This is a genomic window from Corynebacterium sp. BF-R-2, from assembly GCF_024586525.1.
GTDB classification, from domain to species: Bacteria; Actinomycetota; Actinomycetes; order Mycobacteriales; family Mycobacteriaceae; genus Corynebacterium; species Corynebacterium singulare.
Genome location: NZ_JAMFTP010000009.1, coordinates 30,661 through 52,947, shown reverse-complemented (window position 1 = coordinate 52,947; position 22,287 = coordinate 30,661). Strand labels below are relative to the sequence as shown.

At 58.8% G+C, this 22,287-nt stretch carries 23 protein-coding genes and 1 pseudogene; 11 read left to right on the top strand and 13 right to left on the bottom strand.

What is annotated here, in order from left to right; genetic code table 11:
- The first annotated feature begins 94 nt into the window (after positions 1–94).
- The 5 genes from M5J09_RS07655 to M5J09_RS07635 all read left to right on the top strand — a co-directional run bounded on the left by M5J09_RS07655 (position 95) and on the right by M5J09_RS07635 (position 4,237).
- Complete coding sequence (locus tag M5J09_RS07655) at positions 95–637, top strand: sigma-70 family RNA polymerase sigma factor (protein ID WP_257157466.1); 543 nt, start codon at positions 95–97, stop codon at positions 635–637.
- 90 nt (positions 638–727) lie between these two features.
- The gene (trxB, locus tag M5J09_RS07650) at positions 728–1,654 is read left to right on the top strand and encodes a thioredoxin-disulfide reductase (RefSeq protein WP_257157465.1); all 927 of its coding nucleotides are present in this window, start codon (positions 728–730) and stop codon (positions 1,652–1,654) included.
- 7 nt (positions 1,655–1,661) lie between these two features.
- On the top strand, positions 1,662–1,985 hold the full coding sequence (gene trxA, locus M5J09_RS07645; RefSeq protein WP_144790608.1) for a thioredoxin: 324 nt from the start codon (positions 1,662–1,664) through the stop codon (positions 1,983–1,985).
- A 66-nt stretch (positions 1,986–2,051) separates the two neighbouring features.
- Positions 2,052–3,236 (top strand): N-acetylmuramoyl-L-alanine amidase, encoded by a 1,185-nt coding sequence (locus M5J09_RS07640; RefSeq protein ID WP_257157464.1) that lies wholly within the window; start codon positions 2,052–2,054, stop codon positions 3,234–3,236.
- A gap of 419 nt (positions 3,237–3,655) precedes the next feature.
- Positions 3,656–4,237 carry a hypothetical protein gene (locus M5J09_RS07635; RefSeq protein WP_257157463.1) on the top strand — a complete coding sequence of 194 codons (582 nt, stop codon included), beginning with the start codon at positions 3,656–3,658 and terminating at the stop codon, positions 4,235–4,237.
- 293 nt (positions 4,238–4,530) lie between these two features.
- On the opposite strand, the pseudogene M5J09_RS13310 reads toward M5J09_RS07635, so the two are convergent.
- The 10 genes and pseudogenes from M5J09_RS13310 to rpmH form a co-directional block, all read right to left on the bottom strand.
- A pseudogene (locus tag M5J09_RS13310) lies at positions 4,531–4,677 on the bottom strand (IS3 family transposase); the annotation flags it as partial.
- 18 nt (positions 4,678–4,695) lie between these two features.
- Positions 4,696–4,848: a hypothetical protein gene (locus M5J09_RS13305; protein ID WP_374982109.1), complete on the bottom strand. Its 153-nt coding sequence runs from the start codon at positions 4,846–4,848 to the stop codon at positions 4,696–4,698.
- Positions 4,849–4,873: 25 nt separating this feature from the next.
- Positions 4,874–5,449 carry a hypothetical protein gene (locus M5J09_RS07625; protein WP_257157462.1) on the bottom strand — a complete coding sequence of 192 codons (576 nt, stop codon included), beginning with the start codon at positions 5,447–5,449 and terminating at the stop codon, positions 4,874–4,876.
- 7 nt (positions 5,450–5,456) lie between these two features.
- Positions 5,457–6,524: a ParB/RepB/Spo0J family partition protein gene (locus tag M5J09_RS07620; RefSeq protein WP_257157461.1), complete on the bottom strand. Its 1,068-nt coding sequence runs from the start codon at positions 6,522–6,524 to the stop codon at positions 5,457–5,459.
- 6 nt (positions 6,525–6,530) lie between these two features.
- Positions 6,531–7,379, bottom strand: a complete 849-nt coding sequence (locus tag M5J09_RS07615; protein WP_239179708.1) for a ParA family protein — start codon at positions 7,377–7,379, stop codon at positions 6,531–6,533.
- A gap of 10 nt (positions 7,380–7,389) precedes the next feature.
- Positions 7,390–8,019, bottom strand: a complete 630-nt coding sequence (rsmG, locus tag M5J09_RS07610; RefSeq protein WP_257157460.1) for a 16S rRNA (guanine(527)-N(7))-methyltransferase RsmG — start codon at positions 8,017–8,019, stop codon at positions 7,390–7,392.
- A gap of 21 nt (positions 8,020–8,040) precedes the next feature.
- Positions 8,041–9,027: a membrane protein insertase YidC gene (yidC, locus tag M5J09_RS07605; RefSeq protein ID WP_239179706.1), complete on the bottom strand. Its 987-nt coding sequence runs from the start codon at positions 9,025–9,027 to the stop codon at positions 8,041–8,043.
- 9 nt (positions 9,028–9,036) lie between these two features.
- The gene (gene yidD / locus M5J09_RS07600; protein ID WP_083280798.1) at positions 9,037–9,315 is read right to left on the bottom strand and encodes a membrane protein insertion efficiency factor YidD; all 279 of its coding nucleotides are present in this window, start codon (positions 9,313–9,315) and stop codon (positions 9,037–9,039) included.
- Positions 9,303–9,671 (bottom strand): ribonuclease P protein component, encoded by a 369-nt coding sequence (gene rnpA, locus M5J09_RS07595; protein ID WP_042532961.1) that lies wholly within the window; start codon positions 9,669–9,671, stop codon positions 9,303–9,305. The genes yidD and rnpA overlap by 13 nt, the downstream gene beginning before the upstream one ends.
- 3 nt (positions 9,672–9,674) lie before the next feature.
- Positions 9,675–9,818 (bottom strand): 50S ribosomal protein L34, encoded by a 144-nt coding sequence (rpmH, locus tag M5J09_RS07590; RefSeq protein ID WP_003847033.1) that lies wholly within the window; start codon positions 9,816–9,818, stop codon positions 9,675–9,677.
- Between the two features lie 782 nt (positions 9,819–10,600).
- Between rpmH and dnaA the strand changes: the two genes are divergently transcribed.
- The 5 genes from dnaA to gyrB all read left to right on the top strand — a co-directional run bounded on the left by dnaA (position 10,601) and on the right by gyrB (position 17,991).
- The gene (dnaA, locus tag M5J09_RS07585; protein WP_042528604.1) at positions 10,601–12,256 is read left to right on the top strand and encodes a chromosomal replication initiator protein DnaA; all 1,656 of its coding nucleotides are present in this window, start codon (positions 10,601–10,603) and stop codon (positions 12,254–12,256) included.
- A 583-nt stretch (positions 12,257–12,839) separates the two neighbouring features.
- Positions 12,840–14,021 (top strand): DNA polymerase III subunit beta, encoded by a 1,182-nt coding sequence (gene dnaN, locus M5J09_RS07580; RefSeq protein ID WP_257157459.1) that lies wholly within the window; start codon positions 12,840–12,842, stop codon positions 14,019–14,021.
- A 5-nt stretch (positions 14,022–14,026) separates the two neighbouring features.
- Entirely contained in the window at positions 14,027–15,220 is a 1,194-nt protein-coding gene (recF, locus tag M5J09_RS07575) for a DNA replication/repair protein RecF (protein WP_257157458.1), read from the top strand.
- Positions 15,207–15,755, top strand: a complete 549-nt coding sequence (locus M5J09_RS07570) for a DciA family protein (RefSeq protein WP_141741466.1) — start codon at positions 15,207–15,209, stop codon at positions 15,753–15,755. Before recF ends, M5J09_RS07570 begins: the two co-directional genes overlap by 14 nt.
- A 196-nt stretch (positions 15,756–15,951) precedes the next feature.
- Complete coding sequence (gene gyrB / locus M5J09_RS07565; protein ID WP_144790627.1) at positions 15,952–17,991, top strand: DNA topoisomerase (ATP-hydrolyzing) subunit B; 2,040 nt, start codon at positions 15,952–15,954, stop codon at positions 17,989–17,991.
- A 131-nt stretch (positions 17,992–18,122) separates the two neighbouring features.
- Here the strand turns inward: gyrB and M5J09_RS07560 are convergent, their stop codons facing one another.
- The 3 genes from M5J09_RS07560 to M5J09_RS07550 form a co-directional block, all read right to left on the bottom strand.
- Positions 18,123–18,569: a DUF6918 family protein gene (locus M5J09_RS07560; protein ID WP_257157457.1), complete on the bottom strand. Its 447-nt coding sequence runs from the start codon at positions 18,567–18,569 to the stop codon at positions 18,123–18,125.
- Between the two features lie 10 nt (positions 18,570–18,579).
- Positions 18,580–19,017 carry a hypothetical protein gene (locus tag M5J09_RS07555; protein WP_257157456.1) on the bottom strand — a complete coding sequence of 146 codons (438 nt, stop codon included), beginning with the start codon at positions 19,015–19,017 and terminating at the stop codon, positions 18,580–18,582.
- A gap of 358 nt (positions 19,018–19,375) precedes the next feature.
- Positions 19,376–19,594, bottom strand: a complete 219-nt coding sequence (locus tag M5J09_RS07550) for a CopG family transcriptional regulator (protein ID WP_083280799.1) — start codon at positions 19,592–19,594, stop codon at positions 19,376–19,378.
- 101 nt (positions 19,595–19,695) lie between these two features.
- Between M5J09_RS07550 and gyrA the strand changes: the two genes are divergently transcribed.
- Positions 19,696–22,284, top strand: a complete 2,589-nt coding sequence (gyrA, locus tag M5J09_RS07545; RefSeq protein ID WP_257157455.1) for a DNA gyrase subunit A — start codon at positions 19,696–19,698, stop codon at positions 22,282–22,284.
- Positions 22,285–22,287: the final 3 nt, after the last annotated feature.

Genomic DNA, 22,287 nt, shown 5'->3' with positions numbered 1-22,287 from the left:
CAGACACATTAACGGGGGGACAATCACACCAATAGGCTGCGGCCAGGGCATGTGGTGACCCGTTTGTTATTTGTAGTTTCCGGGGGGATTCTTCGTGTCAACACAGCCGACCGATCGTGAACTTGTCGATGCCTTCATTGGCGGAGATACCAAGGCTTTCTCGGCAATCGTCGAAAAGCACCGCGCGCGCCTGACCGCCATGGCGCGGCGCTATACGCGCAACGATGACGATGCCCAGGACATCGTGCAGGAGGCGCTGCTCAAGGCCAGCTGCAATATGCAGTCCTACCGGCACGATGCCACGCTAAGCACGTGGCTGCACCGGTTGGTGATGAACTCCGGCTATGACTTCCTCAACCACCGCTCCAACCGAGAGAACGCCTCCTTGGATGCAGAAATCATCGAAGACGACCGCAACTACGCGCTAGCGCACAATCCCAGCGAGCACCTAGCCGAGCACATCACCGTGGCGGATGCCCTGGCTCAGCTGCGCGAAGACCAACGTCAAGCGCTGTATCTCACGGATGTTGCCGGCTATCCCATCGACATGGTGGCCAAGGTCCAGGGCGTGGCCCCAGGCACGGTGAAATCTCGCCGAGCCCGGGCTCGGCAGGCGCTGCGTGCGGCGATAGACTAGGCCCGAGTAGAATCTTGGTGTCTTCCGCGCGCGAAGCACGGACACGAACCAAGATTCTGTATAGGAATTGTCGTCTCAAGGGAGTTTTTAGTGACCATCCACGATGTCGCCATCGTCGGCTCCGGACCTGCCGGCTACACCGCAGCGCTGTACGCGGCGCGCGCCGAGCTCAACCCCATCGTCTTCGAAGGTTTCGAATACGGCGGCGAGCTCATGAACACCACTGAGGTAGAGAACTACCCGGGCTTCCAGAAGGGCATCATGGGCCCGGAGCTCATGGAGGAAATGCGCGCTCAGGCCATCCGCTTCGGCGCGGACCTGCGCATGGAGGTTGTGGACTCCGTCGAGCTCGAGGGCGAGATCAAAAAGCTGCACGTCGGAGACGAGGTATTTGAAGCCCGCTCCGTCATCCTCGCCACCGGTGCCGCCCCGCGCTACCTAGGCATTCCGGGCGAGTCCGAGTTGGCCGGCCGCGGTGTCTCCGCCTGCGCCACCTGTGACGGCTTCTTCTTCAAGGGCCACAACATTGCCGTTGTTGGTGGTGGAGATTCCGCTATGGAGGAGGCCACCTTCCTCACCAAGTTCGCCGAGTCCGTGACCATCATCCACCGCTCGGAGAACTTCCGCGCCTCCAAGATCATGCTGGAGCGCGCCAAGGAGAACAAGCAGATAAAGTGGCTGACCAACACCACCGTCGAGCGCGTCCTGGACAAGGACGGCAAGGTGGGCGGCCTCGAGGTCAAGAATGTCCTGACCGGCGAGACCAGCGAACTGGATGTCACCGCCATGTTCGTGGCGATTGGCCACGAGCCGCGCTCCGGATTCCTTGAGGGACAGGTGTCCACCAACGCTAACGGCTACGTTGAGGTGGAGCAGCCGTCCACCAAGACCTCCTTGCCGGGCGTGTTCGCCTGCGGTGACCTTGTGGATGACCACTACCAGCAGGCCATCACCGCTGCTGGCTCCGGCTGCCGCGCGGCCATTGATGCGGAACATTTCTTGGCCGACAACCGTTAGTAGTCACATGAGCAACATTAAGAACGTCACTACTGATTCCTTCCGCACGGACGTCGTCGAGGCCGGCAAGCCCGTCGTCGTGGACTTCTGGGCCGAATGGTGCGGTCCCTGCAAGAAGCTGTCCCCGATCCTCGAAGAAGTTGCCGATGAGCTCGGTGACGACGTCTCCGTGGTCAAGGTCAACGTGGACGAGGAGCGCACCCTGGGTGCCATGTTCCAGATCATGTCCATCCCGTCTGTGCTGATTTTCAAGAACGGCGAGAAGGTCGACGAGTTCGTGGGACTTCGTTCCAAGGCGGACATCGTGGCACAGGTGAAGAAACAGCTCTAACTGGTAGTCTTTAACTCGTTGACGGCGCACCTAGGTGCGCCAACCTTGATCACGAAAGGGGTAGGTGTGAATCGCGTTTTACGTGTTGGTGACCAGAGCGTTCGGGTCGCCGAAGCACGCGCAACTCTTGCCCGCCTCGGCCTCATGAAGGACTACCAGGGGACGTTGTCCGACTGGAAGAAGCAGAAGTACTCCGAAGCCGATAAGCACTTCGATGCGGAGCTGTCCGAAGTTCTCAAGGCCTTCCAGCAATCACGCGGTATTGTTCCCAGTGGCGAGATCGATGACCTCACCCTCCGCGAATTGCGCCAGGCCTCCTACACCTTGGGCGCCCGCGTGCTTGCCTATGAGCCGGGCAACCTGCAGGTGGGCGATGATGTCGCGCAGCTCCAAGAGCAGCTGCAGGAGCTCGGTTTCTACCAAGAGCGCATCGACGGGCACTTCGGCCCGGACACCTACGCTGCCTTGGCGGAATACCAACTCAACTGTGGTCTGCGCAGCGATGGTGTGTGTGGGCCCAACACCATCAATGCGCTCAGCCTTCTGGGCCGCCGCATTACCGGTGGCTCTGCCCACAACATCCAGGAGCGCGAGCGCGTACGCAACGCCGGCCCGAAGCTCGCCGGCAAGCGCGTCGTCATTGACCCGAGCCTCGGCGGCTTCAACAAAGGCCGCACGGTCAAGGGCCGCTACGGCGACATCACGGAGGAAGAAATCCTCTGGGACTTGGCTGAGCGCGTTGCCGGCCGGATGATTGCCGCCGGCATGGAGACCATCATCTCCCGCCCACGCACCGATGACCCGTCCATCCGTGACCGCGCGGGCCTGGCTAATGCTTTCGGCGCTGACCTGGTTATTTCCCTGGCCTGCGATGAGTATCCCACGGACAAGGCCAACGGCGTGGCCACCTTCTACTTCGGTTCGGAGTCCGGCAACTCCTCACTCATCGGCGAGACGCTCTCCGGCTTCATCCAGCGTGAGATCGTTGCCCGCACCGAACTGGGTAACTGCCGCAACCACGGCCGCACGTGGGCATTGCTGCGTCTGACTCAGATGCCAGTTGTACAGGTGGTCTTGGGCTATCTGACGAGCCCGAAGGATATTGCAGTCCTCACCAACCCGGACTGCCGCGATGACATTGCCGAAGCAATCGTTGTCTCCGTTAAGCGCCTGTATCTTCTTGATGATGACACCGCCGTCACCGGAACCTATCGCTTTGACGAGCTCCTGCGCGCGGAACGATCTTCTTGAGAAGTGGGGCAACGGGACGTTGCTCCACAAAACAAGAATTCCTGCACAATATAGGTCTCTACTATTCACGCTTTACGACATTCCAAATATCTAACTCGCCCCACTCAGCGGGGAACCCCATATCTTTCTCAGGACTTATGCCTTCGATGGTTGGAAAGTCCGCCATCAGCAGTGTCAACTTGCGGCGCCAGCTTTCTCCATCTCCGATGGACAACAAAACATATGCGATCAGAGCAAGTGTGGGATAGATTTTATTGAAACTTGCGCTGGATTCACTGGCACGGTCTTTGGCACCTTCTTCTCCTTATACACAGACAACGGCTGTCTAGTTCCCTGGTGGCTGTTTTCTGACCACAGCGATCGTGGCTTGCATCCCGCCATATGGAAGTTGTCTTTGAAGGCTAGGCTACGATTTCAGGGTGGAATCACAGCTAGTCGCCTACATCGATGAGTCCTCCGCCCTTAGACCCCCAGACCGGCAGGAGTACATGGTGTGTGCAGCCATCATCGACACTCAAGACTTGGAAAAAATACGCGAGGAGCTGCGTCCACTACGACTTCCTGGCCAGGTCAAACTTCACTGGACCGACGAACGTAAGAGCCGACGCCGAAAAATCGTGGACACCCTTTCTGAGATCGACTCCATGCAAGCGATCATCACCCACCGGAGTGAAGTGAGCAAGAAGACGGAGAGGCACCGCAGGAAATGCTTGGAGCAGATGTACTTCGAGCTCTCCGAGATGCACGTCCACAACGTCACTTTGGAAAGCCGGCAAGAAGCACAAAACAGGCGAGACGTCGCCCATATAGTTGCCCTGCAGGGCCAGGGACAAAGTGCTGGCATCCGACTGCGACACGTACGCGGAGGCGATGATCCCCTGCTCTGGATTCCAGATGCCGTTCTGGGAGCACTGAACTCCGTCCATCTAGGGGAAGAGCAGTACTGGGAGAAGCTGCACGAGAAAGTGGTCCTCAAACGTCCCACCCCGGATTCCCTCTAGAGGCAGGCGAAGACCCTGGGTCCAGTCGTCCGGCTGGGGTCCCAGGGTCTTCTTCCGATCCTGTCGTAACAGGTGGCAATAACACTAGGGTAGCACCATTTGGCACCATTTGGCACCGATAGGCCCCGTCCGTTTCCTTAGCTGGATCGGCGGCCTCATCCTGGTTTCCTGACGAAATCCACATCGACCAAGCCGAACGCAGCGGGCTAAATATCACTCTGCTCAATACCCCTAGACGTTGGCACCGATAGGCCCCGCCGAGATACAGCAGTGAAGTGCCCCGAGTTTTGTTCCTAGGCATTTGCCTTGATTTCTATTATTTCCTGTGGCGGGTTCTGCTTCCAAAATTCGGTTTCGACCTCGACCGGGGTTCGGTATCCCAAGCTTTGGTGGAGTCTATCTTCGTTCCACCATGACACCCACTCGAACGTCGCGATTTCTACCTCGACAACATCATCCTACCTGCGAGTATGGATCAGCTCGTTCTTGTAGGAACCATTAACGTTTTCTGCCAGAGCATTGTCATAAGAATCCCCGACAGTTCCGGTGGAAGTGGCAATCCCGTGCTGGGCAAGTCGCTCGTTGTAGACCACGCTGACGGACCTGTTCATTGAATAGGTCTTTGAAGCCTAGGCCCTACGCCAGGGCGCGGGCGAGGAGATCCTCCACCGCAGCTGCGGTAAGCAAATCGAAGGCAGGAGGCAGCTCGAGGCGCAGGCGTGGCGTAATGGGGTGATCCTGCACCACCATGAAACCCGCGGATTCCAGCGTTTCCACAGAAAGCAGACCGATGCGGCCCGGCTTGTCCCGCAGCAGATCCTCAGCCTTGCCGTGGTCACGATAGCCAAAAGCCTCGATAGCGGTGGCATCGCGGGAGGTGAGGTGCATTATTGTGGCGTCGAGAAGCACTGCTTCCAAGCCCTTGGCCGCACGCTCCGATTTCACAAAGAGGGACGACACCAGCACCGCGTCCTCCGAGACAGGGGAGGTGGGCAACTTTGCGGTACCCGGGGCCAGATCCGGCGGGCAGAAGAAAACGGTCGCCTCATCACCCACGGTGAAGCCGCAGTCACCGTAGCGCAACAGGGTAGCGCTGAGCCAGGCTTCTTTCTCGAAGGCGGGATCAGCGACGGTGGTCTTCATCTCCCAGAAGATAGATCGGGCCGCCAAGGGATTGATGGCAACACCTTCCTTGACGGCCTGAACGAACATGGTTGGGCTAGCTGCTTTCGGTGCCTTCAATAAGCGCCATGATGCGCTCGAAGTCTTCCTGGTCGCCGAATTCGACGACCATCTTTCCCTTACGCTTGCCCATGGTGACGGTGACCTTGGTGTCGAAATGATCGGCCAGGCGCTCGGCGGACTCGGTGAAGAACTGCGGCTGCGGGACCGCAGGCTTCTTTGTGGCCTCGGCCGGTTTCCCATCGCGCTTGTACAAGGTGACAGCTTCCTCCGTAGCGCGCACGGAGAGACCCTCCGCCACGATGCGGTTAGCAATGAGCTCCATGGCCTCTGCATCCGGCAGGCCCAACAAAGCGCGGGCGTGACCACCGGACAGGGTGCCGGCAGCCACGCGCTTCTGTACGTTCACCGGCAGCTTAAGCAGGCGGATCATGTTAGTCACCTGGGGGCGGGAACGGCCGATGCGATCAGCCAGCTCATTCTGAGTCACACCAAACTCTTCAAGGAGCTGCTGGTAAGCGTGTGCCTCTTCCAGCGGGTTGAGCTGCACTCGGTGGATGTTCTCCAGCAGGGCATCACGAAGGAGGTCATCATCCTTGGTGTCACGGACGATGGCCGGAATGGTGGCTAGGCCCGCCTTGGAGGAGGCGCGCCAACGGCGCTCACCCATGATGAGCTCGAAGCCGCCTTCCTCAGAAGGACGAACCACAACTGGCTGCAGCAGGCCGAACTCCTTGATGGAGTGGACCAGCTCTGCCAGCTCGTCCTCATCAAAGACGGTACGCGGCTGCTTCGGGTTGGGGAGAATGTCACCGACAGAGATCTCGCGGTACGTCGCACCAATCACCGAGGGCTTAGCCTGGCGCTTCTTGGAGCCGGAAGATTGCTGGATGGTTGGCGCACCCTGTATCTTCTTCGGGCCGGAGTCCTTGGGTGCGCCGGTAGAGGCGCCCAGAATGATGTCCGCGGCGGAATCTCCCAAACGCGGCTTGCGGGAGGGAGCGCCCGGGCCGGAGGGGATAAGCGCGGCTAGGCCCTTGCCTAGGCCGCCCTGGCGCTGCTCCGGCTTCTGGTCTGCCTTCCTATCTGCAGTGCGATCTGCCACAGTGTCCTATCCTTCCAATTCCGCGAAAATCTCGGGGCTCACGCCAATAGCACCCGTGGTGGGGTGCGGCGTGTAGTCCCCGCGTCTGTCCAGTTCGCGCGCGGCGGCCGCGTATGCGCGGGCACCGGTCGACGACGGGTCATAAGCGATAACCGTCTTACCATAGCCCGGAGCCTCCGAGACGCGCACAGAGCGGGGGATAACGTTACCCAAGACAACGGCACCAAACTGCTCACGGACCTCATCCGCAACCTGCTGGGCCAGCTTGGTGCGGGCATCAAACATGGTAAGGAGGACGCCGGAGATATGGAGCTCTTCATTGAGGTGCTCCCGGATCATCGAGATGTTGCCCAACAGCTGGCCCACGCCCTCCAGCGCGTAGTACTCACACTGGATGGGGATGATGACCTCTTCGGCGCAGGACATCGCGTTGATGGTGAGCAAGCCCAGGGAAGGGGGGCAGTCAATGAACACGTACTCAAAGCCGTGGTCCTCCAAGAAACCCTTGTGCAAGGCATCATAAAGACGGAATTCACGGCGTACGAGGGACACCATCTCGATCTCCGCGCCGGCTAGGTCAATGGTGGCGGGGATGCAGTACAAGTTCTCATTATCGGGGGAGTGCTGCAGCGCATCGTCAGCAGTGCAGTCCCCCAAGAGCACCTCGTAGCTGGATTGAGTACCGGAGGTGTGTTCAGCGCCCACGGCGGTGGAGGCGTTGCCCTGCGGGTCCAGGTCGATCACCAGTACCTTCTTGCCGGCCTCTGCGAGCGCGGCGGCAAGGTTGACGGCGGAGGTAGTTTTACCCACGCCACCTTTCTGGTTCGCGATGGTGATAAGACGAGGATGAGTCATGCCGTCTACTCTAGTTCACGCGGGGGACACGGATAATCGTGGTGCCGTGAATGGTCATGACCTCGGCTTTTCCTCCACCGGCGCGCTTGATATCCGCAGCGTCACGCTCAAGTTCCTCATGGACAGAGGAACCTTTAAGGGCAATCATTTCGCCACCTTTGCGAACAAGCGGCAGCGACCACTTAGCGAGCTTGCCCAGCGGCGCCACCGCGCGGGAGGTCACAATGTCTGCACCCTTCACGGCCTTCTTGACCGGGCCTTCTTCGGCGCGACCACGAATGACGGTGACGTTGTCTAAGCCGAGCAGGTCGACGACCTCGTTGAGGTACGTAGAGCGCTTGAGCAGCGGCTCAATGAGGGTGATCTGAAGGTCAGGTCGCGCGATGGCGAGGGGGATGCCGGGGAGGCCGGCGCCACTGCCGACGTCGATAAGCACGGCGTCCTGAGGCATCACCTCTGCCACCACGGCGCAGTTCATGAGGTGGCGCTCCCACAAGCGCGGGACTTCGCGGGGGCCAATAAAACCACGAGTGGACCCGTCCGTGGCGAGTGAATCGTGGTACTTCTGCGCGAGCGGCAGACGCGATCCAAACACGTCAGACGGGTCCAGTGGCACAGTGTCGGATACAGTGTCGGTCACTGTGAATTCTCCTGGGTAGTTCTAGTTATTCTTGCGGCGCTGCTTCTTGGAGCGATTATCCTTCTTGCGAGCGCCCGGCTTAGGAGCGGAGGTGCGCTTGAGCTCAGCCTTAGCAGCTGCTTCCTCTTCCTCCTCGCGGTCCATCTTGGCGTAGACGAGGCGCGTCTGGAAGAAGGTCCACACGGTGTTGGCCAACATGTAGAAAAGAAGACCAATCGGCCAAATAAAGCCGGAGAAGACCAGCATGGCCGGCATAAACCACAGCATCATCTTGTTCATCATGGCCATTTGCTGCTGCATCATCTCAGCGTTCTGGCCCTGCGGAGTTGCCGTCTTACCAGCAGCGCGACGCGCCTCCTGGCGGTTGAGAGACATACGCGCGTTGAAGTGGGTCAGCGTTGCAATGATGGCGATCAGCGGCACGATGATGACAGCAACCTGCGTCGTCGTGGTTTCCTTGACGATCTCCAGACCAGAGTTCAGGCGCAGGTTGGCCACGAGGGGCACACCGAAGATCTTCGCGTCAACAAATTCTTGGACCTGCTCCGGCTTGAAGATGTAGTTCGCGATGGAGGCATTCATCTCCTCCGACATGGCCTCGCCAGCCGGGTGGCCAAAGCCACCGGCGACGGCGACAGTGCGGTCAAAGGATCGCAGCACGTGGAAGAGACCAATGAACATGGGAATCTGAGCGAACATCGGCAGACAGCCTGCCACCGGACGCACACCGGACTCTTTGTAGATTCGCTGCATCTCCTGTGCAGCCTTGGTCTGATCATTGCCGTACTTGGCACGGATTTCCTGGATCTGCGGCTGGATCTCCTGCATCTTGCGTGAGGAGCGCAGCTGCGTGATGGTTGGCTTGACCATGATGGCCTTGAGCGTCCACGTCAGAAGAACGATGGCGATAATCCAGGTTCCACCCCAGGCGGAATCAAGGACGAAGCTCAAGAGCCAATGCCAGAACCAGAGGACGGCTGAGATTGGCCAATAGATGAAATTAAGCACGAGTGTTGTTTACCTTCGTTGTTGTTTGGTCGGTACCGGATCGAATCCGCCCGGATGCCAGGGCCCACACTTGCAGAGCCTGGCGACGGCCATGCCCGTTCCCTTGAGCGCTCCGTGGACGGAGATTGCCTCTAGGGCGTAGGCACTGCATGTCGGTTCAAAACGACAGGTCGAAACCATCTTAAGGGCTGAAACATGCTTTTGGTAGAAGCGCACCCCGTGAACTAGGACTCGCCCGAAGCCACGAGCTTCAGGGATCTCTTCCCCCTGAGAGTTCAGATATCCCATTTAGCTAGGGCTTTGCGGATATCGCGCTCAAGGCGCTCACTAGTAGCCTCTGCGCTGGCGGGCAAGGCGCGGATAACAATGTCAGTATGCGGGGGTAAAGGTGCGCCATGAGCGCCATCCTTCATGACCGCCATGCACACATGACGAAGCCGCCGGGAGGTGCGGTGGCGAACCACGGCATTCCCGACGGCCTTCGAAACGATGAGGCCAAATCGCGGGCCAGTGGCCGCGATGGCGTCCTCACCATCGTTGATGCGCATATGCACGACAACGGTGCGCGTGCCCGCCCGGCGTCCGCCCTTGATGGTCCGCCGAAATTGTCTCGGGGACGTGAGCTTGTGCTGGGCTGGAAGCATGAATTAAGCGGTGAGCTTAGCGCGACCCTTCTTGCGACGAGCAGCGACAATGGCGCGGCCAGCGCGGGTGCTCATGCGGGTGCGGAAGCCGTGCTTACGAGCACGACGACGGTTGTTCGGCTGGAAGGTACGCTTACCCTTTGCCACGATTAACTCCTTGAAGTTGTGCGCAGATAACCCAAGACCACCGCCGAATGCGGTGGGGCCTGTGCATCCACTGATGAATGGTGTTCGCGGGGATGAGGCTTCGCCCGGAAGGCGCCGCAAGGCGGGGCGAGGCAGTCCCACATGCAACATGTGCTCCATGCACTGCTGCGATAGACCATCACAGGTTACGTGACAGGTGGGGCGTAGAACAAATCGACACACTGGGTGTACCCGAAATGACATCGATGTTTTTATCCGCAGCTAGAGCGCTACTTTTCGCCCTCATGCTGCGGGTCAAGCGCGTTCCGGCAGCAACGCCAAACCGTCCCTGCTCGCTCCGGCTGAACCCTGCATAAAAAGTGCGTTAGACAGCCTCGGATCAACACGGTAGAACTAAGGAATCAAATTCCACAGCCGTCAACAGGGTGTGGATAACTCTCAATCACACCTTGAGACTTTTAGAGTTTTCGCAGCTCAATGGCATTAGGGTGCCGATTGAAAGTTATCCACAGCCATGAGATAGGCTGTGAATAAACCGCCTTTCCACACCTGTGGATAACTTTGTGGAAACCGAGGTGACGCGCTAAAACATCGTGTGGAATCTTCGGTGGAAACCCGGTGGAATTCTCACTCTCTTCTCAGTCCATCCGTCCATCCCCATCACTACAAGAATCACTGCGTTACCCGAGTTACCTGAATACCCGCGCAGTGGTCGAGTACGTGTCATGTGGCCTCGTACCAATGGCACTGTGTGAACTCGAACTACACAGAAGGTAGGCGTCTTGTCTGATCCGCAAGCGGCCCTCAGGGCCAGCTGGAAAGCAGTGGTCACTGACCTGCTAGCACAATCCGAGCAACCCAACTCGGCCGTGCCGAATTTCACCCACAGCCAGCGCCTTAACCTGCAGCTCGTCGAACCCATCATGATCGGCGATGGCTACGCACTCATCGCCGCTCCGCACGAGAATGCAAAGAATGTCATTGAGACCGAGCTGGGGGAGCACATTTCACGCACCTTGTCGCAGCACATGGGCAGGCCGTGTTCTTTAGCCGTGACCATCACCGCCCAGCAGGCGGCCCCAGAGCAGCAGGCACCGCAACCGTCCGAAGCAGCTCAGGAAGCAGCACCACAGCGCCCCGTCCAGACCGAGGCACCACAGCACGGCATGGGTCACCAGACTGAACCGACCTATCAGCAGCCACAACGCCCTGCGCAACGGCCAGCAGAGCAGTCAGCACAACCCCAGCAGCGGCCGATTAATTGGGATTCCACCTATTCACCGGCCAGTTTGGACGAGCTGGCCCAGCACTACACTGAACAGCAAGCAAGCGGCCCGGCCGGCTACCCGGAGGCCTCCGGTCCGCGCATCCCCCGCGAGGAACCTGCTCATAACCCGAACCGCGAGAAGTCCCTCAATCCGAAGCACACGTTTGAAAACTTCGTCATTGGTTCCTCAAATCGCTTCGCCAACGGTGCGGCCGTGGCGGTGGCGGAGAATCCCGCCCGTGCTTATAATCCGCTGTTTATTTGGGGTGGATCCGGCCTAGGCAAGACACACCTACTCCACGCCGCGGGCAACTATGCCCAGGTGCTGCATCCGGGCCTGCGCGTGAAGTACGTCTCCTCCGAAGAGTTCACCAATGACTACATCAACTCCTTGCGTGATGACCGCCAGGAGTCCTTCAAACGCCGCTACCGTAACCTGGACATCCTCATGGTGGATGACATCCAATTTTTGGAGGGCAAGGAATCCACCCAGGAGGAGTTCTTCCACACCTTCAACGCGCTGCACCAGGCCAATAAGCAGATCATTTTGTCCTCTGACCGCCCGCCGAAGCAGCTGACCACGCTGGAGGATCGCCTCCGCACGCGTTTCGAAGGTGGTCTCATCACAGATATTCAGCCGCCGGACCTGGAAACGCGTATTGCGATTCTCATGAAGAAGGCTGCGGCAGACGGCACCGACGTGGACCGTTCGGTCCTGGAGCTCATTGCCTCGCGCTTCGAATCCTCCATTCGCGAGCTAGAAGGCGCACTCATTCGCGTTTCTGCATACTCCTCGCTGGTCAACGAACCGATCAGCATGGAAATGGCGGAGATTGCGCTGCACGATCTCGCGCCGGATTCTGCTGATCGCCAGATCACCGCGGCCGCCATCATGGAGGTCACCGCGGAGTACTTCAACATTGACGTCGACACCCTTCGCGGCTCTGGTAAGAAGCGCGCCGTCGCCCATGCCCGCCAGCTGGCGATGTACCTGTGCCGTGAGCTCACCGAGCTGTCTCTGCCCAAGATCGGTGATCAGTTTGGCGGCAAGGACCACACCACGGTCATTTATGCGGATCGCAAGATCCGCAAGGAGATGACAGAGAACAGAAATACCTACGATGAAATCCAGGCGCTGACCCAACGCGTAAAGAATCACAACAGTCACTAAGACGTCGTGCACTAAATCCACGGCGCCACGTGCTTGCCGACGCCCCTCCCACCAGCACCATCTCACGGTGTCACCCGGGGAGGGGCGTTTGTTGATCGTTATCCACAGAGTTATTCACAGCTGTGTAATTCCACTGTTGTAATTCATAGATCCTGGTCACATTTTCTGCATCCACAGCAGATCAGAAGCGGTTCTTCGCGTGTGGTTAACCCTGTGATCAGCGCCGATGGATCTGGGGATGAATTGTGGATAACGTCGGCCCCCGGAGGGTTACTCACATTTTGTGTCATTTGATCACAGCAATCCCACACCCTGACTCACAGATCGCTTCGCCGGAACGAGCTTGGGATTTACATGGTTGTCCACAGATCTCACAGCGGTTATTACTACTCCTATTTTGTTTTCTCCCTAACCAAGAAGAAAAAGGATGTGTGTGATTCGCTGGTGCCCACCTGGCCGCCCGGCCCCAACGAAGAGCTACGAAGTGGAATGACAAAACTCCTGTGGTTCGGTGGCGATCCTGTAAGTTGGAGTGAGCTTCCAAGAATTTATCCATCCGCAACTAGAGGAGCGTCTCACCACCATGGACCAGTCCGTGTCATTTCGCGTTGCCAAAGATGACCTCGCCAACGCCGTCGCGTGGGTCGCGCGCAGTCTGCCGTCGAAGGTCACCCAGCCGGTACTTCGCGCAATGCTGATCACCGCGGATGACAATGGTTTGGAATTCACCGGCTTCGATTACGAAGTGTCCACTCGCGTGCGCATTGCCGGCATGGTGGATGAACCGGGACGCATTGCCGTGGCCGGTAAATTGCTTTCTGACATCGTTGCCTCATTGCCCAACAAGGAAGTGGAGATGACGCAGGAGGATTCCAAGGTCCTGCTTACCTGTGGTTCTTCCCGCTTTGAACTGCCACTTATCCCGCTGGATGATTACCCGCAGCTGCCTGTGCTCCCGGAGGTCACCGGCACCATCAATCCGCAGCTCTTCGTTGAGGCAATTAGCCAGGTCGTAGCCGCAGCCGGTAAGGATGACACGTTGCCGATGCTCACTGGTGTGCACATTGCGATCAACGGATCCCACGTCGAGATGACCGCCACGGACCGCTTCCGCTTGGCCATGCGCACCTTCGAGTGGGAGCCGGTGTCTGAGTCCGTTGAGGCTAAGCTTCTTGTCCCAGCCAAGACCCTCCAGGAAACCGGCCGTTCCCTGGATACCCACCTCAACATCCCAGTGGAGATCGCCGTGGGTACTGGTGAGAACATCGCTGCTGAGGGCCTGTTTGGTCTGCACGCAGATAACCGCGAAACCACCACCCGCATGCTCGATGCGGACTTCCCCAACGTGGCACCGCTACTGCCCAAGACCCACACGGCTATGGCCAGCATCGAAGTTGCCCCGCTGCAGGAAGCCATCCGCCGTGTGTCCCTTCTGACAGACCGCAACGCGCAGATCCGCATGGAGTTCAGTGAAGGCGAGGTCACCCTCGCCGCCGGCGCTGATTCCGGCCGCGCCACGGAAACCTTGCCCTGTGCGTTCAACGGCCGCGATAGCTTCGTCATCGCCTTCAACCCGTCCTACCTCAAGGACGGTTTGGCCGTGGTTCACACCGATCGCGTCGTCTTCGGCTTCACCGAACCTTCCCGCCCGGCGATCATGATTCCGGAACCGGAGGAACTGCCGGCGGCCACCGAGGATGGCACGTTCCCGACTCCGGAGACGGACTTCACGTACCTGCTGATGCCGGTACGTCTGCCAGGCTAGGCCGTATGTACATTCGCGAACTCGATGTCAGGGACTTCCGTTCCTGGCCCGAGCTCACCCTCGAGCTGAAACCGGGGATTACCCTTTTCGTTGGCCGCAATGGCTTCGGCAAAACCAATATCGTCGAGGCCATTGGTTATGCCGCGCATCTGTCTTCGCATCGCGTTGCCCACGATGCCCCGCTGGTGCGCCACGGGGCAGCCAACGCGCGTATTTCTGCAACCGCGGTTAACCAAGGCCGTGAGCTCACCGCGCACCTGCTCATCAAGCCGCATGCGGCGAACCAGGCGCAAATCAACCGCACCCGTCTCAAATCTCCGCGGGAGGTGCTCGGCGTGGTCACAACCGTGTTGTTCTCCCCCGAAGATCTCTCCCTCATTCGCGGTGAACCAGCAGCAAGACGCCAGTATCTCGATGACATCATTGCATCGCGGACCCCGCGCCTGGCCGGCGTGAAGGCCGACTACGATAAGGTGCTCAAGCAGCGCAATGCTCTGCTGAAGTCGGCGTCGCCTAGCTTGCGCCGCGGCTACAGCGACAGTGATGGCGCCTCAGCCCTGGCCACGCTCGACGTCTGGGATACCCAGCTCTCGTCCCTCGGTGCACAGGTGATTCAGGCACGCCTCGCGCTTGTCGACGCCCTCCAGGATCTCATCCCCGCCGCCTACTCCGGCCTTGCTCCGGAGTCCCGCCCGGCCAGCATCGAGTACAAGTCCACCGTGGACGTCACTGATCGCGATGTCATCGAAGCCATGATGCTTACGGAGCTCGCCTCCATGCGGCAGCGAGAGATCGAGCGTGGCATGTCGCTGGTGGGCCCGCACCGCGATGACCTCGTAGTGAACTTGGGCACGGCCCCTGCGAAGGGCTTTGCCAGCCACGGCGAGACCTGGTCTTATGCCATTTCCCTGCGCCTAGCGGAATTCAATCTGCTGCGCCAGGATGGCACCGATCCGATCCTCATCCTTGATGATGTCTTCGCTGAGCTGGATGCCAAGCGCCGCGAAAAGCTCGTGCACCTTGCAGCTGAGGCTGAACAAGTGCTCATCACCGCAGCCGTTGACGAGGATCTCCCTGGCAACCTGCGGCCCATCGAGCGTTTCACAGTCACCGTGAAGGACACGGAGGAGGGCCGGATTTCTGAACTTACGCCGCACGACCAGGTGGATCAGGCGACTGCTGGTGATGACGATGACTGAGCCGGAATTCGATCCAGTCAAGGCCCTATTCGAGCGCACGCGAAGTAATTCTAAGAATGCGCCCAAGCTCAACAAACCAGCGCCGAAGATGAACCTGGCGCCAACGCCAGCGGAACAACAACCCAAGCCTTATCGCCGCGGTCGCCCGAGCGGACCTGATGGGCGCCGTCGTCGTCGCAGCCTTGATGTGCCAAGCCTGGGTGCCCAGATTCAGCGTGAAATTGGAAAGCGTGGCTGGGAGCATGAATTGGCCCATGGTTGGGTGATGGGCAATTGGGACAACCTCGTCGGTGAGCGCATCGCTGCGCATACCCAACCTCTCACCATTAAGGAACACGTGGTCTACGTAGCGTGTGATTCCTCGAGTTGGGCCACCGAACTTCGCTACCTCCAGCGCCCAATATTGCAGAAGATCGCGGACCGTCTCGGCCCGGATGTGGTGGTTAAGCTGCACATTCAAGGCCCTAAGCAGCACCGCAATTACGAGGGCCGCCAGTGGGTAAAGCCGCAAGGCTCGCAGGATACCTACGGGTAATCCCGATACTTATGGGTAATTCTGTCCCTGGACAGCCAGAAGAATCTTCATATTAAAAATATGGAATTTTAGGAAACCGCGAAATTCCGTCAAATTCGCCGCTCTCACTGGCGTGCAGTGTCTCTGCGTGGGGGGACACAGTGTAGAATGATTGAAGTCTTAGATTTAGCTCTAGCCAAAAGGAGAACACGAATCCGTGGCTGAACAACACGCATATGATGCGGGGTCAATTACGATTTTGGAGGGCCTTGAGGCCGTCCGTAAGCGCCCCGGCATGTACATCGGTTCCACCGGTGCCCGCGGCCTGCACCACCTGATCTGGGAGATCGTTGATAACTCCGTCGATGAGGCCATGGCCGGCTACGCCGACAAGGTCATCGTCACTCTCTTGGAGGATGGCGGCGTCGAGGTCATCGATAACGGCCGTGGTATCCCGGTGGAGATGCACGCTTCTGGTGTTCCGACTGTCCAGGTGGTCATGACCCAGCTGCACGCCGGTGGCAAGTTCGACTCTGAGTCCTACGCGGTCTCTGGTGGTCTTCACGGTGTGGGTATTTCCGTGGTCAACGCATTGTCCACCCGCGTTGAGGCGGACATTAAGCGTGATGGCAAGCACTGGTACCAGAACTTTACCAACGCCATCCCGGACGATCTCGTCGAGGGCGACAACGCCCGCGGTACCGGTACCACCGTCCGTTTCTGGCCGGATCCGGAGATCTTTGAGACCGTCGAGTTTGACTACGACACCATCGCCCGTCGCCTCCAGGAGATGGCCTTCCTCAACAAGGGTCTGACCATCGTTCTGCGTGATGAGCGCGCCATCTCCAAGGAGCAGGCCGAGCTCGATGAGATTGCAGAGGCCGGCGATGAAGCTGTAAGCCTGAGCTCCCTGGATGAGAAGGATGCTAGTGGGGAGGACAGTGAGAAGAAGGCTTCCAAGAAAAAGAAGGAAGTAACCTACCACTACCCGAACGGTCTGCAGGACTACGTTGAATACCTCAACCGCAACAAGTCCTCTATTCACCCCACCATCGTTGGCTTTGACGTCAAGGGCGAGGATCATGAGGTCGAAATCGCACTGCAGTGGAACCAGGGCTACAAGCAGTCCGTCCACACCTTCGCCAACACCATCAATACCCACGAAGGTGGTACCCACGAGGAGGGCTTCCGTGCGGCGCTGACCTCCCTGATGAACCGCTATGCCAAGGAACACAAGCTCCTGAAGGAAAAGGATGGCAACCTCTCCGGTGATGACTGCCGCGAGGGTCTTGCTGCCGTCATTTCCGTCAAGGTGGGTGACCCGCAGTTCGAGGGCCAGACCAAGACCAAGCTCGGCAACTCTGAGATCAAGGGCTTTGTCCAGCGCGCAGTCAACGAGCACCTCAATGACTGGTTTGATGCCAACCCGGCTGAGGCCAAGGTCATTATCAATAAGGCTGTTTCTTCGGCGCATGCCCGCGTCGCTGCGCGCAAGGCCCGTGAGCTGGTTCGCCGTAAGTCCGCCGGTGACCTCGGTGGTTTGCCCGGCAAGCTGGCGGATTGCCGTTCCAAGGACTCCAAGCTCTCTGAGCTCTACATCGTGGAGGGTGACTCCGCAGGTGGTTCCGCAAAGGGCGGCCGCGATTCCATGTTCCAGGCCATCCTGCCGCTGCGAGGCAAGATCCTCAACGTGGAGAAGGCCCGTATGGACAAGGTGCTCAAGAACGCCGAGGTTCAGGCCATCATCACTGCGTTGGGTACCGGTATCCACGAAGAGTTTGATATTTCCAAGCTGCGTTATGACAAGATCGTGCTCATGGCTGATGCCGACGTGGACGGCCAGCACATCGCAACGCTGCTTCTCACCCTGCTCTTCCGCTTCATGCCGCAGCTGGTTGAGGATGGTCACGTTTACCTGGCTAACCCGCCGCTGTACAAGCTCAAGTGGGCTAAGGGCCAGCCAGGTTATGCCTTCTCCGATACCGAGCGTGACAAGCTTTTGGCAGAAGGCCTAGCTGAGAACCGCAAGATCAACAAGGATGACGGCATCCAGCGCTATAAGGGTCTCGGTGAGATGAACGCTTCCGAGCTCTGGGAGACCACCCTGGATCCGACTACCCGTATTTTGCGCCGCGTGGATCTTGAGGACGCCCAGCGTGCCGACGAGCTCTTCTCCATCCTCATGGGTGATGACGTTTCTGCTCGCCGTTCCTTCATTACCCGTCGTGCGAAGGACGTGCGCTTCCTCGACGTGTAAGCCGGCAACTGCACCAGCACGGCACCAGCACAGCACACGCACAGAGCGAAGCACAGGCACAGAGAAACGAGAAAAGACCAGCCCTCGCGATGAGGAGCTGGTCTTTTTGTCTGATTACCCTATGTCATTGCCTATACAGTGCTCATGTGGCGCTGTAGGACACGGCCGATGGTCGGAACGTTGGGCTCCAAGATGGAGGAAGCCTTGCCGCGCAGTGACTTATAGGTGCGCGCGATGCCTGGTGTTTTAATGTCCTTTGCGGATTCATCTGCAGTGGCCATGATGGTGTCAGTAATTTCAGAGCTGCGACCATCCAGGTAGGTGCCAAAATCGGATTGCTCAGAACCTTCGAATTCCTTCCAATAGGAATCTAGGGCATTGAGAAGCTCCGGGAGCAACTGGTTGATTCCTTTAGAGAGGACCTTGGAATCTGCCTTCTTTGCGGCGGCCAAGGCGCCTTTGAAGGCCATTCCGGAAATGCCACTGAGGGAAGAAACGGCCTCATCGGCGGCTGTGGACAAGTCCGCAACCACGGCATTGCGGGTGGGGGACTGGAGAAGCTGGGTGAGGTTTGTCATATACCTGAGCTTACTGTGCTGGCGCGCTGGAATTAGCCTTGAGCGCGGCGAGCTGGTCAGCAATCTCCGGGAAACCATTCGTGCGGGCAAGGCGCTCAAGATCAAAATCAAGACCACCCTGGTTGAGACGGCTGTCCTCAGAGGATCCGGAGGAACCGGCTAGGCCAATCTGTGCGGCGAATTCGTCAACCTGCGCACGCAGGGCAGGAACGTTGTCCGTGATGAGCTTCAGAAGCAGGGCAGCACCGGCAATGGAACCACCAATGATGAGAGTGGTGTCAATAGGAGAGGAGCCAGTCAGGGAGGAGCCGGCCTCGCCCTGCTGGAAGTCAGGATTAACGTTCTTCTTCCAGTCATGGTTGGTGGTCTCAGCACTAGCGACCGGAGCGACCGCAGTCGCGAGGGTGGTGGCGATAACTCCCGCGGCGAGAAGCTTCTTCATGGACATAGGGAATTCCTTTCTGCAGGGGGTTGGGTGGTGGTCATAGTAGAACCACCGCCAGGGAACGAGACGGAACAGTCGTCGTGCCCTTCTGTATCATGTTTAACTTACATAACTTCTGCCACAGAGAGATAGACCTCCGCGCAAAAGTGGGCGAATTCTTCATTCTTTCCGCTCAAGGCGGCAACCGCTCGTAAAACGGTCTCCAGCGACCGGGCGGCATCCTGGTGACTCCCGTGGATGCGTATTCCTTCCACCGTCGCCGTACTAGCACCCGCTGCCGCGGCAAGGGCCGCAAAGGACACAATGCGCACTCGATAAACCCGACAAAATTCCCGAGCTATCAGCACTAAGTGCTCAACGCTCATGCGTGACCACGTGCCTGACGAATTTCTGCCTCCAGCTCCGAGCGGCCGGGAAGCAACCTGCGTGCGGTGTCTTGTACTGCAGCATCCGACAGCGTGCGCGATGCCGCAGCGACAACGGCCCGCACCACAGCCTCATGTTTCGAGGTTCCTTGCGCGGAAGCCAACAGCGTGAGTGCGTGATCCTGCTCTGGAGTCAGCCTTAAAGTCATTGCCATACCTACGATGCTAGCAAGATGATACCGCAGTGATACCACTCGTGCGCACAACCCGCGCCATACACAGCCTCAGGGAGTTATAGCCGGTAGGATAAGGCGTTATGAGTGATAACAACGGCGATCTTTTTGATCGTATTCATCCGATTGACATCAATGAGGAGATGGAGTCGAGCTATATCGACTACGCCATGTCCGTCATTGTCGGCCGTGCTCTGCCGGAGGTTCGTGATGGCCTCAAGCCAGTACACCGCCGCATCCTCTACGCCATGTTTGACTCCGGCTACCGCCCGGATCGCGGTTATGTGAAGTCTGCCCGTCCGGTTTCGGACACGATGGGTCAGTTCCACCCGCACGGTGACTCCGCCATCTACGACACGCTGGTGCGCTTGGCCCAGCCGTGGAACATGCGCTACCCGTTGGTCGATGGCCAGGGTAACTTCGGTTCCCGCGGTAATGACGGCCCTGCTGCTATGCGTTACACCGAGTGCCGCATGACGCCTCTGGCCATGGAGATGGTGCGCGATATTCGTGAAAACACGGTCGATTTCGCCCCGAACTACGATGGTAAGACCGAAGAGCCGGTTATCCTACCCTCCCGCGTTCCGAACCTGCTGATGAACGGTTCCGGCGGTATTGCCGTGGGTATGGCCACCAACATTCCGCCGCACAACCTGGGCGAGTTGGCGGACGCCATTTACTGGCTGCTGGAGAACCCCAATGCTAGTGAGGAAGAGGCTCTTGAGGCGTGCATGAAGTACGTTAAGGGTCCGGATTTCCCCACCGCTGGCCTTATTGTCGGTGACCAGGGCATCAAAGATGCTTACACAACCGGCCGCGGCTCCATCCGCATGCGCGGTGTGACCTCCATTGAGGAGGTGGGCAACCGCCAGACCATCGTTATCACCGAGCTGCCGTACCAGGTCAACCCGGACAACATGATCTCCAACATCGCGGAGTCTGTGGTTAACGGCAAGATTGCCGGCATTGCCAAGATTGAGGATGAGTCTTCTAACCGCGTGGGCATGCGCATCGTTGTCACCCTGAAGCGTGATGCTGTGGCCCGCGTTGTTCTCAACAACCTGTACAAGCACTCCCAGCTGCAGACCTCCTTCGGCGCGAACATGCTCTCCATTGTCGATGGCGTGCCGCGCACGCTGCGTCTGGACCAAATGCTGAGTTACTACGTGGCCCACCAGATTGAGGTCATCGTTCGCCGTACTCAGTACCGCCTCGATGAGGCCGAGAAGCGCGCCCACATCTTGCGTGGTTTGGTCAAGGCGCTTGACATGCTCGATGAGGTCATCGCACTCATCCGCCGTTCCCCGACGGTGGAGGAGGCCCGTGAGGGCTTGATGCAGCTTCTCGACGTCGACGAGATCCAAGCCGACGCCATTCTGGCCATGCGTCTGCGCCGCCTGGCTGCCCTGGAGCGCCAGAAGATCGTTGACGAGTTGGCGGAGATCGAGGAGATCATCGCAGACCTCAAGGACATCCTTGCCCGCGAGGAGCGCCAGCGCCAGATTGTCCACGATGAGCTCGAAGAGATTGTGGAGAAGTACGGTGATGAGCGCCGCACACAGATCGTCGCCTCTTCTGGTGACGTCACCGATGAGGACCTCATCGCACGTGAGAACGTCGTTGTCACTATCACCGCTACGGGCTACGCCAAGCGCACCAAGGTGGATGCCTACAAGGCACAAAAGCGCGGTGGCAAGGGCGTGCGTGGTGCGGAGCTCAAGCAGGATGACATTGTCAAGAACTTCTTCGTCTGCTCCACGCACGACTGGATCCTGTTCTTCACCAACTTCGGCCGTGTCTATCGCCTCAAGGCTTACGAGCTTCCAGAGGCCGGCCGTACCGCCCGCGGCCAGCACGTGGCAAACCTGCTGGAATTCCAGCCGGAGGAGAAGATCGCACAGGTCATCCAGATTCAGTCCTATGAGGATGCTCCTTACCTCGTCCTAGCCACGAAGCAAGGACGCGTTAAGAAGTCCCGCCTCACCGACTACGAGTCTGCACGTTCCGCCGGTCTTATCGCCATCAACCTCAACGAGGGTGATGCTCTCATTGGCGCACAGCTTGTCAATGAGGGCGATGACATCCTGCTTACCTCTGAGCAGGGCCAGGCCATCCGCTTCACCGCGGACGATGACCAGCTGCGCCCGATGGGCCGCGCTACGGCAGGTGTGAAGGGCATGCGCTTCCGCGGTGATGACCAGCTGCTGTCCATGTCCGTGGTCAATGACGGTCAGTTCCTGCTTGTAGCCACCTCCGGCGGCTACGGGAAGCGCACAGCCATTGAGGAATACACCCCGCAGGGCCGTGGCGGCCTGGGTGTCATGACCTTCAAGTACACCCCGAAGCGCGGCAAGCTCATCTCCGCCATCGCAGTGGACGAGGATGACGAGATCTTTGCCATCACCTCTGCCGGCGGTGTTGTCCGTACCGAGGTCAACCAGATTCGCCCGAGCTCCCGCGCCACCATGGGCGTGCGCTTGGTCAACCTGGGCGATGACGTCGAGTTGCTTGCTATCGACCGTAACGTTGAAGACGACGGTGAGGAAGATGCCCAGGCAGTAGCCAAGGGTGAGAAGTCCGTTGAGGACGTCAAGCCTGAGCACCTCAAGCTTGGCGAGGAGTCCAAGGACAACACGGATTCGGCCGCTGACAACAAGACCGATGAGGAGTAAGCC